Source organism: Dyadobacter sp. (genome assembly GCF_039919315.1).
Lineage (GTDB): Bacteria > Bacteroidota > Bacteroidia > Cytophagales > Spirosomataceae > Dyadobacter.
Map to the genome: position 1 here is coordinate 204,606 of NZ_JBDSFX010000089.1, position 12,776 is coordinate 217,381.

The window sequence follows — 12,776 nt, forward strand, 5'->3', positions numbered from 1 at the left end:
AAGGAAACCAATATGTCAACGATCATTGATCAGTACCAACCCAATGAGGAGATCCAGGAAATCATCGGCCAGGTTCCTGGCTGGGTTATCCGATGGGGCATTTCCGTCTTTCTTGCCCTGCTGCTGATCGTAGTGGGGATTTCCAAATATTTGTACCTGCCGGTCTCCATTAAGGCAAAGGCCAGTTTGAATGCCCGTGAGCAGTATTTCAGGGTGGTATGGATGAAAACAGATGCATCAGTGGACTATCTGCCGCAAGTATCCGACGGCATGTCGGTACAGAAGAATGATACTATTCTTGTCGAGAGCAATTCAGCCACAGGTAAAAAACGGTTTTACACGGCTCCCACCAATGGGAAGATAGCGATTTTCAAAGGCACCGAGGAAATGCCCCGGGCATCGGTGCTGATAGTAGTACCCGAGTTTACGACGTATGATGTGGAGTTGCATGTGCCCATTAACGGGGCCGGCCAGCTTCGGAAAGGACAGAAGGTAATCTTACGGCTTAATGAGTTTCCCGAAAGTAAATACGGTTTTCTGATCGGAAAGGTGGCAAGCAGGCCTCTGGTTCCGATCGATAGGTTTTACAGGGTCAAAGTTGCGCTTACCAACGGGTTAACGACGAATATTAATCAGAAAATTCCGGTACAGGCGGTGCTGAATGGGGAAGCCGAAGTGATTACTGAGAACCTGTCGGTTTTCGATAAGGTTTTCGGTGGGATCCTCTAACGGATCAGCGTCTTTTTACCCGAGAACGTGTAAGTGAGAAGGCCTATCAGAACCATTTCTTTGATTTTGAGATCCAGTTTGACAAGGGCGGATGTCGGTGCGTCAGTATCGAGTTCCGCCCTTGTCCGGTTTTGGAACAGGTCGATCAAAACCCGGTAGGGCACCGCATTTTCAGTGTGCAGCAGGATGAGCAGGCTGAGGTCATCCAGCGACCGGTGCGTAATGTGCTCGTAGCGAAAATCAAAGTCATAAACCAGCGTGCAATGGCTGTCCGTCGACTGCGAGGGATACCTTACCCTCAGGATCGGTGCGTGCGCATTGTAAGCCAGGATATCGTCCAGTCGCTCGCTAATCGGTAAGGTCATCAGCTGGTCCACCAGGGCAAATCGGTTTTGCTGTTGCTTTGCATACCGTGGCTTGTCGCGGAGGTACCTGCGGATGATCCGGCTCTTTTCCATTTCAAACAGGCTCATTTTTAAGATATTATCCTTTTTCTGCTTCTGGAATTTTCGGGTCAGGGTATGGTAGTTTTCGAGCGTAAAAACCGAAGACTCAGCGTTGTTTTTGCAAAGCGCATTGCTGAGCATGAATGGGTCGACAGCGGGCTTATCCTGGACAGGGCTTTGGTGAAAATCGTATTTTTCCAAAAAACGGGTAACGCGGAGGAAGGTGTCGGGAAAGAGTTTACGAAGATAGAATTCCACTTGCTTGCAGTAGAAAATGCGCTGCTTGTTCTCGCCGATCAGATGCGTCACCGGGTAGCTCCTGTCAAGGCAGTTGGCGAGCGATGCATATCCGCCATCCAATTGTTCGTCAATGAGGGTGGTAATGGGCAGGTTCTCCGAGGCGGCCAGGACGGAAAAAAAGCATTCCTCGATCAGCGTGTTGAGATAGCCGGTGTTGGTCATTTCCGGAGAAGCTTCCTGTGTGCGGAGGTGCTCGTCATAAAATGTGCTCACAGTGTCGACATACTTTTTGAAAAAGCCGTGGTCAGTACCACCCGTAATGCCCATATTGACCGCCGGATAGTGGTCCAATGAAGGGTTGATGAAGCCGGGCAGGGGAATACCAGCGCTGTTGAACTGGTTCACGGCCACATTATAGCACAGGAAACCGTCTTGCCGGTTCTGTGCGATCAAAGTGGCATTGCGCAGTGGCTCGGCGAGGCCGTTCCAGAGAAAAGCGTCGCCATCGACATGGATAAAAGGTTCGTCGGATAAGCCGTAGGACAGTATTTTGCGCATAACCCACCATTTTTTCGGGTATTTCTCTTCCAGTCCTTCCTGCACCAGAGTCACCTCCGAGTAAGGCAAGCCCAGCTCGTCGATAAGGATCTGGCGGCCTTTTACATCAGTATGGAGTACCACTTTTTCGAAATGACGGGCGAGGAGTGACGAACTGAGTGCCCAACTCATAAAATGATAGCGCGGGTCGAGCCACCCACCAGCAATCTGTTGAATGGGCTGACCTGGCTGCGTCCAAAATGTTTGTATAGCCTTCATGTGCAGTGTGTTTGAGGGAGAAAGTATGAACAGCAGTAAAGGCCGCCGGAGCACTGACGAAGTAAGGAAATGGACGTGTTGTACGAGTCTTTTTTTCGACGAAATGAGTCACGGTATCGACGAATCTGAGGTTTTTGTCCGGTCGTAATTTTCGGCGGATTGGTATAAGAAAATTTCTGCAAAACCGATTTATGGACTCTTTTGTGTATCAAAAAAAGGCGTTATCATTTAATTCGGATTGTCATGAAAAGGAAATCATATCTGCTCGCAGCGTTTGTTATGTGCCTCTCGGGCCAGTTATCAGCGCAGTTTGTTGTAAAAGGGAAGGTTGTGGAAAAAAATAGCGAAGTAGCACCGTATGCCACCATTGCACTTGTTTCCGGCAAAGATTCCAGCATCGTCAAAGGTGCCATATCCGATGATCAGGGTCTTTTTGTGATTGATAACATTGTGGAGGGTAACTATCTGCTCGCCGTGCAGTACATGGGTTTTCAGAAGAAATGGACAGAGCAATTTACACTTGATTCCGCGCATGCTGCTCACGAGTTTTCCGGAATCGCCCTGGAAGAGGCCGCTCAGAATCTTCAGGAGATTACCGTGAAAGGGCAACGTAGCCTGGTTGAGCAAAAAGGCGACCGTATGATCCTGAATGTGGAGAATAGTATCATCGCCAAGGGTAACAAGGTGGAGGATCTTCTGAAATACGCGCCCCTGGTTCGTATGTCGTCCAATGGCATTAAAGTGGGCAACAAGGGCAACGTGCTGATCCTGGTGGACGGACGGCAGACGAGCGAAAGCGCATTGTCTAATTTCCTCCAGAACTTTTCGGCGGAGGAAATTCTCAAAATAGAAGTATTGTCCAATCCACCTGCCAAGTACGATGCGTCGTTCGGAGCGGTGATCAATATCATTACGAAAAAAAGCTTGAATACCGGGCTGAACGGACGTTTGAGCGTGATCCATTCGCAGGGACACATGGGCAGGTTTTATCCCGACGGCTCCCTCAATTTCCGGACACCGAAATGGAATTTTTTCACCTCCGTGAGCGGGAAAGTAGAAAATACACTGGAAGACCAGGTCTTGAAAAGAAAATTTCCGGGCGGTGCCATGAACAATGAACTGGAAGTCGTTTACAAAACCAAAGGCGTTTCCACATTTAGCGGCATTGATTTTTCACCCAATAGCAACCAATCCATTGGGTTGCGGTTCAATACGGGGCATAACCAGACCCGCTACCTGACCGATATGGATACCAGGTTCATCGGTCCCTCCGGCGCAGTCGATTCTTTGCTCCATGTTGACAAAAATCGCCGGGGAAATTCGGAAACCTACGATGTGAACCTTTATTACACAGGCAAGCTCGACAGTACCGGGAAAGAGCTGTCGGTCAATGTGACGCAAAGCTTTTTGGATAAATCCAATGTGCAAAATCTTTACTACCAGCGCCAGGATGCGGACGGGATCGCGATCGGAAGCCCTACCGCTGTCAGAATACTGAATCCGGGGGACCAGCAAAGCCTCATCGCTCAAACTGACCTGACCTTACCCTCTAAAACGGGGCGCTGGGAGCTGGGAGCGAGGTATATGTCCATCAGCAATAACAACAGACTGATGCAGGAAACCGCCACCGAGGGAATATACCTACCCGACACAGCTTTCAGCAACTCAGGGATTTATAAGGAGTACGGCTATGCGGGATATGGAAATTACAGTAACGACCTGAAAGGCGGGTGGTCGGTACAGGCCGGTTTACGGTTCGAGTATACCAGCCAGGAACTGGCAAGTTCGAGCCTGCAACGGAAATACTCGGGACTGTTTCCTAGTATGGGGATCACTAAGGCATTTGAGAACAAATCGAATTTCAGCATTTCTTACAGCCGTAAAATTTCACGCCCTGCCTTGTCCAACCTCGTTCCTTACCGGTCGCTGATGGACCCTTACACGGTGTCCGAAAGCAACCCGGGATTGAAACCTTCCTTCGCCAATACCATGGACACGTACTACTCCATTGGCGCGTTTTCTTTCTACGCCAATTACACCCATACGAAGAACCTTATTTCCGATGTGATGTTTGCAGACCTCGAAACGCGGATTTACACCCAATCGATGGGCAACCTTAGGAGCGTCAACGATGCTTACGTGGGTGCCAACTGGGGACAAGAAATCATGAAATGGTGGCAAACCAATACGTCATTGACCATATCGGGTACCCAAACTCGGTCGCTTATCGGCAATGTGCCAGGTGTTAAATTAGGAGGCTATGGGTTTTCTTTTTACAGCACCAATATCTTTTCATTGCCCAAAGGCTACAAAGCGGAACTGTTCATGGTTTATAATTCCCCGAATCGCTACACGATATGGAAGAACAGGGCGCTGTACTGGGCGACGGTCAGTCTGACCAAGGAGGTTTTCAAAGATGCCACAATGAAGGTTTCTTTCCAGGATATTTTCAGGACCCAGGTTAATACGCTGCTAACCGAGTATGGTCCTGTGAACATTTCGAGCCAGTATTATTCGGATAATCAGCGCGTGAGGGTTTCTTTGTCCTACAATTTTGGAAAGAAAACGGTGAAGCAGGCTAAAAACAAAAGTCTGGGTAATGAGGCGGAAAAGAGACGTATGAACGCGAACTGAGCACGATCAATGATGGGAAATCACGCAGCAGTTACCGTTATACTGACGGTATGGAAGCGCAACAATCTTAGGGAGCAGATCGAGGCAATGTTGAGCCAGACGGTCCCGCCTGCTCATATATGGGTGATCCAATGTATGCAGCATGTGCAGGTAAGGGACGTGCTGCGTGACTACCCGCAGGTGAAGTACTTTCAGTCCGACGAAGATCTCAAATACTTCTCCCGTTTCAGTATCAGCATCCACGTGCAAACGGAATACGCCTGGGTGCTCGACGATGACATCATCCCTGCTTCGCCGTGGATAGAAATGTGCATCCGAACCTGCCGCCAGCATAATGCCATTGTTGCCAGCAACGGCAGAATCATTCCCCCGAGTGACTTCTATCCGGAGCGAGTCAAAGGTACGGGCTATGTAAACCGGTATTTTGTGGGCGACAGCCGCACGCTGGATTCCGTGAACCTGTGTGAAGCAGATACCAGGATCGATTTTCCTTGCAGCAGCTATTTTTTTAGAACTGAATGGCTGCAGTATTTTTGGGGTATCTGGCCGGTAACCTTCGAAACGGCGGAAGACATTCATTTCGCTGCCAGCTGCCAGATTATGGGCGGGATCGGAACGGTAGTCCCGAGGCAAACAAGCCCATCAGACAGCGGGAACATCAGGCCTTCTTATAGTCTCGACGAATTTGCCTCCTGGAAGAAGGACGGTTTCACCACGACGAGGGCTGAGGTAATCCGGTATTTCATTGATGAAAAGGGCTGGAAACCTTTATTATGGTAAATCAAAAAGCGATTTGAAACTTGGAAAAGCGGGACATTACATTCATCATTCCTTATTTCGGCGCGACACCGCGCTGGATGCCGGTTTTCCTGAAAAGCTGTCACGCCAATCCTGATTTTACATTCCTGATCCTTTCGGACGTCATGCCCGAAGGTCGGCGGAAGAATGTGAAAGTGGTAAGAATGACGCTGGCAGATTTGAAAGTACTGGCCAGCGAAAGATTAGACATGCCGGTATCACTGGAAAGTCCTTACAAAATCTGTGACCTGCGACCTGCATTCGGGATAATTTTTGAGGATTATCTAAAAACCTCGTCATTCTGGGGAACCTGCGACGTGGATATGATCCTGGGAAACATCCGAAATTTCTTCCCGGACGAGCTTTTGCAAAACTACGATGTCGTCACCGCCAAACGTGAATATCTAATCGGGCATTTCACGTTGTTTCGCAACATTGAGAAAATCAACAGGCTATTTATGCAGAGCGCAGATTATCGGAAAATATTCTGGAGTCCGCGTTCCTTTGCATTCGACGAATGCAATTTTTTGTGGTGGAAGTTGCTGGCAGGAGAAAGTATTCTTGAAACACGGTCGCAGATAGACAGCATGTCGCATGTAGTGAGCAGGCTGGCTGCGGCGGGGGAGATCCGTGCTTATTTCGAGTCGCACGTGCTAGAACAAGACAAATGGGACGAGCAAGGAGACCTGGAAGCGCTATCGGAAACGCTGGTGTGGGAGCGTGGCATGCTGCGGGACGCGTGTACTGGCAGGGAATACCTCTCATTTCATTTCCATTTTTTAAAAAAAGAACCTTCGTTCGCTATTCCCGCCTGGACGAGAATACCCGGGCGCTTTTATATTTCGGAGAAGGGATTTTTCCGAAAAGAGCCAACCAGGCTCCCCGAGTTTGAAGCATTGTTTTAAAAAGTAGTAAAACCGTATGTATATCAACTACTTAATACTGGCACACAAAAATCTGGAACAGGTGGACAGGCTCATTGATAACCTGCTGGACGACCGTATTTTCGTTTACATCCATGTGGATAAACGGGTGCCCTCTGATGAGATCAGGCGCCACAGGTTCGCTTCTTCGAATCGGGTAAGGATCATCAAAAACAGGGTTGCGGTATGTTGGGGCGGGTTCACGATGGTATCGGCGACCTTAAACCTGATGAAAGCGGCCCTGGCCGGGAAACGGGAGGGTTATTGCATCCTGCTCAGCGGACAGGATTTTCCATTGCGGTCCAAAGAAAATATCTATTCATTTTTTCAGGAGCACGAAGGGAAGCAGTTTATGAATTACTGGAAAATGCCTTACAAAAACTGGGTTAACGGTGGGCTTGATCGAATCAAGTACTACTGGTTTGTGGATAAGATTGGTATGTACGAGAGTGATGTTTTTTGCAAATTTCAACGCGAAAGCAACATGGAACGGCCTTTTTTCAAGGATTTTCCACCCTATGGCGGCTCTCAATGGTGGTGCCTTACCAGTGAATGTGTTCGCTACATCCTGGATTTTGTAGCCGATAACCCCATTTTCGTGGAGTTTTTCGAACTTACCCTCATTCCCGACGAATCATTTTTCAAGACGATCGTGCTGAACTCGCCGTTCAGCGACCAGGTTGTGAATGACAATTTGCGCTACATTGTGTTTGAAGGTGGAAAGCCACATCCGAATGTAATGCAGGAAAGTGATTTTGAAGCACTAATTACTTCCGGCAAGCTGTGGGCCAGGAAATTCGATATCGCCCGCGATCACGCTATCCTCGACCGGCTGGAAACGCACATGGCGACGGTGATGGAAGGGTAGTTGTGGTTAATAGTAGCATTCCCCTTTACTCGATCGTCACAACCCGCTGGTAGCGCTCACTTACTCGGTCACCTTCACGCACCCGTACTTCATACTTTCCATTTGGAACATTGGCGGGAATATTGAAGTAGGAGAATGACATAAAATTAGGCGTGCTGCCGGAATAGGGAAGTTCGTACTGTTTTCCTGTTGTGGTGTTTTTGAAAAGCAGTACCATATTAGCGCGAACACCGTCGCGGAAATCGCCAATGATCACTTGGTTCCGCTTGAATGTCGTAATGGCTTTGTATAGCAACACCTCACCAGGTACGCCGTTGTCGTAATTCGAAAGCAATGTGACCATGGGTTGGCTACTTTCCTTTTTTACAATGACAACATTCCTGTTGAATGACATATAGGACGGTAATTCTTTACCATCTATAAAAAGCGCCGCCTCATAGTTTCCAGCTGGAAAAGATGCAGGGAAGTTATATTGAATGGACAGGTGATTGGCGGGAGATAGTTTCAGTCGTTGCGTCTCACTGAAATCGCTTTTCAGTTCCAATAAATATTCGTGGTTTGGAATCAGGTTGTATCCATTGAAGGATATTGTTTTAGCATCATCTTTGATTGTGGAGGTAACCGGCCAAAATTGAACGATCGGACTCCCGTATTTAAGGATCAGTGCGTCCGGAACAACTACTTTGCGATCTTGCTTTTGAATGGTCAGTTCATATTCTCCTGCTTCGATTTCCGGCGGGACATGCACAAACAGTTCGTTGCTTTCATTTGGCTGGGAGTAATCGGCCGACACAATGGTGGTTAGATTCGTTTTTTTGTTTTTGATGAGGACACTCACCTGGTGAATTGCGCTATCTGTTTCGGTGATGGTTTGAGCGGTGCCCAGGTGATCAACAGGCAGATGAAAATAGACACCTTGACCTTCCAGGACTTGCTCGTAATCCTTACCAGCGGAGGTAGCTGTGAGCGGTACCGTAGGATCGACATAAATGTGAAACGAGCTCACATTGAAATCGTTTTTTTTGTCGTAAATAAGCAGCGGGATGTCGTTCGTGTTGGAGAAATCCAGTTCTACTTCCCGGGCTTCGTACTCTCTTAACAAGTGATTACGAAGGCCATACCCGTCCGATAATTTGATACGGGCTATAATTTTGTCGCCCTTGGTATATGTCTTGGGGAGCGTCACTACGATGTGATTGTAGTTCGGGGATGACTTATCCAGGTTAATAAACCGGATGTTTTCTTTGGGTACTTCGTCAACGGCGAATGCCAGCATATTACCGGGCATTTTCAGTATTTCCGATGGTAAAATGAACTTAGGCTGTGACGGTAATTCGCTTTCGCAGCTGGTAATAGCGCAGAATAGAATGATTGAGTACAGATATTTCATGGCTACCGATAGTTTGGTTATCGTTTGTAGTGAGGAAGTTACAAAAAAAACAAACTTATTCCCATCTATTCTCTTCAATCTCGCTCTTCAGAATTTCGTTGACAGAAACCTTCGAGTTCAAAAGCACATATATGCTGGCCCCGTACTCGCGGGCATAGGGGTTTTCGATCTTGCCTGTGAGTGATACTTTTTCAAAAAATGCCTGTTCGCGTTTTCGATCTTTATCGTCGTCGTCAGCATTCTGGATCAAAATGACATTCCTGATCTCTTCATCCAGCGGGAACCATTCGATGTAATCCGCATTCATGGTGACCGCGCCGATGTTTTTGTATTTGGAATAATAATTAATGGCCCCGGCCTGACCGTAGTTGTCGCAAAGCACCAATGTATGTTCCTTATCAGCAATTTTCGCGTATTCGGCATCTACTTTCCCCGCCAGTTCTTTCCAGCCCAGCATATCCGCAAAATCCTGCGGCAGCTCGTGATCCTTCCCGTCTTCCCAACGCAGCAAGCCTAATTTTTGATAATGCTTCGAATTCTGCGCGATCGTGGAAGGAGTTTTGGTAGGAAATGCAACCTGGTAAATCGGTATAAATAATGCAGCCATGACCAGTATAGACACGTATCGAAGCCAAATTAGTTTTTTGGTAAACAAATATTCGAGATAGACGGAGCCGAATGCGATGAAAATAGGGTAGAGGCCAATGGCGTAATATCCCTTCGCTTTCAGATACGTGAAAAGCGATAAGGTGAAAACAAATGACCAGAAAAATGCCTGGTACTTTCTGAAAGCGGGATACACAAAGAACGAGACAAATGCGGCCAGGATCACGAACATTGATCCGAGGAAAAAAAGCAACTGTTCTTTCAGGAAATCCAGCCTGTTTACATTCACCAGCTGTGTTTTCGCCAGGAGTTTCATGTGATACAATACCGGAAAGTGATGGGTGTACTGCCATACCAGATTGGGCAAAATGATCAAAACTGTAATGATCGCTGCGAGGTATAACTTTTTGTTTATGAATATCTTACGTTGGCTGGTGAGCAGGAGTGCAGGCACGAGTCCTGCGATCAGAAATACGACATTGTATTTGTTCAAAAACCCAAAACCCAATGCTGCGGCGGCGAAATACAGCCATTTATTTTGCTCTGTTTTAATGTATTGCAAAATGGCAAAGTAGAGAAAAGTCCAGGCCAGAATGTCTACAGAATTGGGCTGGTAGAGCATATTCATTCTCAGTAACACTGAAAATGTAATTGCCGTAGCGCCCAGTATCAGCGCGAATAGGTTCCCGCCCAACGCTTCAATGGCTTTCCAGACTACGACCATCGTTAACACACCAAAGAGCGCAGGAAAGAACTTCACCCAGAATTCTGAATTGCCGAGTAGCAGAATGATATATGAAGTCCAGGAAGTAAATGGCGGAACCGACAAATAGCCCCAGGCAAGGTGTTTTCCCTGATCCAAATGCAGGTATTCGTCACGATGCAGATCATATTCCGGTGCAACGATGATACAATGCAGCCCAAATTTAACCAAAATGAAAAACCAGAGAACGAGTGTTTTCTGGAACCGGCCAGTAAGGAATGTCATTTCTTATCGGAGGCTGGTACCAGTTGCGCTTTCAAATCCGGCTCTGCCATGTCTTTATCTAGCGGGAACGTCGGACGTTTGATCCTTTTGTACGGCAGCCTTTCCAGGTTCTGGTCTACTCCGCCGGGTGTCAGCGACAGTATCCAGTCTGCGCGCATGGCGTAGAGTTCAGGTTCCAGGTACCCGATTTTCACCACCACAATGTCCGATTTCCGTGGATTAAGGCCTAATCTTGTAAAATCAGCCTCTTTGTGGTAAGGTTTACGTTTCGCCGTAACGATCACGTTCACGCTTCCTACTTTGATCACGACCTCTGTTTCTGCGTTCCTGTCACCCTGTTCGATAGACATTACAGTGCCAACCAGCCTGATAGGCGGTGCAAAACGGGCGTCGACCTTGCCACCGGCATAGCCATCTACCTTGCCACCCACTCCTGCGGCGATCGCGCTTTTCACCAACTCCGGCCCGGGAATGGAGGCATATATCAATGATGGTCCCGTTTCGGATTTGAATTCGGGACGTTTTAGTATCTCGGTCAATGTCCAGGTCACGTCACCTGCGCCACCGGCAGTTGGGTTGTCGCCCGAATCGCTGATAAAAAACGGATGCTTATTGCTAGCCAATGCTTTGTCCAGAGCTTCTTGCAATGAACCGGTTGGCGCCACAAATGCGAACCCTTTTCGGGCATCCCAAAAGCTTTTGGCCAATTGCTCGGCCGTCTTCGTCACTATTGCTTTATCGTCGCCAGTTACCATTACCACGGCATGGTTCCGTGGTTCGTCGGCCCAGGCATATCCTACCCAAATCGCCGCGTCAATGATGCCCTTCTGTTTGGAGGCGGGAGTTACGGCAGCATATATCGTTTTGGCGGGTTCAATGCGGGTACTTGTTTTTTCGCCCGGTAACAGCACAGGAATTGGTATCCACGCTTTGTAGGCAGGCTTACCCTGTCCGCTTTCGAGTCGTTCCAGCAGATTTTCAACAGCGCGTTTTTTGGTTTGCATGGCATCCTCGTGTGGGGCCATACGGTAGCAAGTGATGAGGTCCGTGTTTTGGGCCAGTCGCCACGACACATTCCCGTGTAAATCCATGGATGTGGAAATGAGGGTTTCTGTTCCAATTACTTTTCGGATACGCACAATGAAATCGCCTTCCGGATCGTCCAGGCCCACTACGCTCATCGCACCGTGGATATCGAAGAACAAACCATCATAGGGGCCATTCTTTTTGAGCAGATCCAGGGTTTGTTTGACGAGAGATTCATAGGCTTCTCTCGTCACGGCACCACCGGGAAGTGACTTTCCGACCAATGCCGGAAGCCATTCTGCCTGTTTCCGCAGCGACGAGTCCTTAGAAAAGAAAGGGTAGGAGGTGAACACGTCATCACCATACTTGGCGTGAAAAGCTTCTTCCAGCGTCAATGCCGGCGAAAATGTACTCGATTCAATGCCAAGACCTGCGATGGCAACGCGCGGCATATGCTTGGCCTGAAGAGAGAAGCTGAGGCAAAAGGATAGGATCAATAACTTCGCAATTTTCATAGGAGTATTTTAAATTATCTTAACAATTTAAGCCTAATAATTGATTTTTTACTTGAACAAAGCGCTCAGATCACGATAATGAAAAGGTCACTGCGGCCTGTGAGTGTATTTCAGTAGTATCAAACACAGGAACTGAAACGTCTTTCTGACTGATAATCATGGGGATTTCGGTACAGCCCAGTATGATGCCTTCCGCGCCATTTGCGATCAGTTCGTTGATGATACTGATGTAACGCTGCTTCGTTTCTTCCAGAATAATGCCTTTCCCCAATTCATCTTTGAGTGTTTGTTGAATAAAATCCCTCGTTTCCTGGCTTTCAGGAACCATTGGTTCTATGCCGAGGGAAATGAGTTTGTCTTTGTAAAAATCCATTTCCATGGTAAATTTCGTACCCAGCAAACCCACTTTTTCCAGTCCCTTTTTTTTGATCGCATCAGCCGTCGCAGTAACAATGTGAATGACAGGAAGTGCAAAATTGGCTTCCAACCGATCGGCAATTGCATGGGCCGTGTTGGCACATAAAACGATCGCCTCCGCCCCGGCTTTTTCCAGATTTTCACAAGCATTCAAAATAATTTCATAAGTAGCATCCCAATTGCCGGCGATGTTATTGGATACAAAATCATTGAAATTGACGGAATAGATTATGCATTCTGCGAAATGGAGCCCGCCGAGTTTCCCGTTGATGCCTTCGTTGATAAACCGGTAATAATCAATGGTCGATACCCAGCTCATACCGCCTACAAGTCCGATTTTTTTCATGGTTTTGAATTTTTATCTGTTTATATCATTGCTA

Annotated in this window: 10 protein-coding genes; 5 read left to right on the plus strand and 5 right to left on the minus strand. The window is 47.6% G+C overall.

The window, feature by feature from the left end:
* Nucleotides 1-12: 12 nt before the first annotated feature.
* Nucleotides 13-729, plus strand: coding sequence for a hypothetical protein (locus tag ABIO93_RS25300; RefSeq protein ID WP_348072786.1), 717 nt, complete (start codon nt 13-15; stop codon nt 727-729).
* Here the strand turns inward: ABIO93_RS25300 and ABIO93_RS25305 are convergent.
* Nucleotides 726-2,231, minus strand: a complete 1,506-nt coding sequence (locus tag ABIO93_RS25305; RefSeq protein ID WP_348072787.1) for a DUF6734 family protein — start codon at nt 2,229-2,231, stop codon at nt 726-728. The two genes, ABIO93_RS25300 and ABIO93_RS25305, sit on opposite strands and share 4 nt — an antisense overlap.
* Before the next feature lie 243 nt (nt 2,232-2,474).
* On the opposite strand from ABIO93_RS25305, the gene ABIO93_RS25310 reads away from it, so the two are divergent.
* The 4 genes from ABIO93_RS25310 to ABIO93_RS25325 are packed head-to-tail and all read left to right on the plus strand — an operon-like array spanning nt 2,475 to nt 7,454.
* A complete protein-coding gene (locus tag ABIO93_RS25310; protein ID WP_348072788.1) occupies nt 2,475-4,865 on the plus strand; it encodes an outer membrane beta-barrel protein in 2,391 nt (796 codons plus the stop codon).
* A 9-nt stretch (nt 4,866-4,874) separates the two neighbouring features.
* A complete protein-coding gene (locus ABIO93_RS25315) occupies nt 4,875-5,645 on the plus strand; it encodes a glycosyltransferase family A protein (protein ID WP_348072789.1) in 771 nt (256 codons plus the stop codon).
* A gap of 20 nt (nt 5,646-5,665) precedes the next feature.
* A complete protein-coding gene (locus ABIO93_RS25320; protein WP_348072790.1) occupies nt 5,666-6,568 on the plus strand; it encodes a DUF6625 family protein in 903 nt (300 codons plus the stop codon).
* Nucleotides 6,569-6,584: 16 nt separating this feature from the next.
* Nucleotides 6,585-7,454 (plus strand): beta-1,6-N-acetylglucosaminyltransferase, encoded by an 870-nt coding sequence (locus ABIO93_RS25325; RefSeq protein ID WP_348072791.1) that lies wholly within the window; start codon nt 6,585-6,587, stop codon nt 7,452-7,454.
* Nucleotides 7,455-7,479: 25 nt separating this feature from the next.
* On the opposite strand, the gene ABIO93_RS25330 is transcribed toward ABIO93_RS25325, so the two are convergent.
* The 4 genes from ABIO93_RS25330 to ABIO93_RS25345 form a co-directional block, all read right to left on the minus strand.
* Nucleotides 7,480-8,844, minus strand: a complete 1,365-nt coding sequence (locus ABIO93_RS25330) for a hypothetical protein (RefSeq protein WP_348072792.1) — start codon at nt 8,842-8,844, stop codon at nt 7,480-7,482.
* Nucleotides 8,845-8,899: 55 nt separating this feature from the next.
* Nucleotides 8,900-10,438 (minus strand): glycosyltransferase family 39 protein, encoded by a 1,539-nt coding sequence (locus tag ABIO93_RS25335; RefSeq protein ID WP_348072793.1) that lies wholly within the window; start codon nt 10,436-10,438, stop codon nt 8,900-8,902.
* Nucleotides 10,435-11,979: a M81 family metallopeptidase gene (locus ABIO93_RS25340; protein ID WP_348072794.1), complete on the minus strand. Its 1,545-nt coding sequence runs from the start codon at nt 11,977-11,979 to the stop codon at nt 10,435-10,437. Before ABIO93_RS25340 ends, ABIO93_RS25335 begins: the two co-directional genes overlap by 4 nt.
* A gap of 70 nt (nt 11,980-12,049) precedes the next feature.
* A complete protein-coding gene (locus tag ABIO93_RS25345; protein WP_348072795.1) occupies nt 12,050-12,742 on the minus strand; it encodes an aspartate/glutamate racemase family protein in 693 nt (230 codons plus the stop codon).
* Nucleotides 12,743-12,776: the final 34 nt, after the last annotated feature.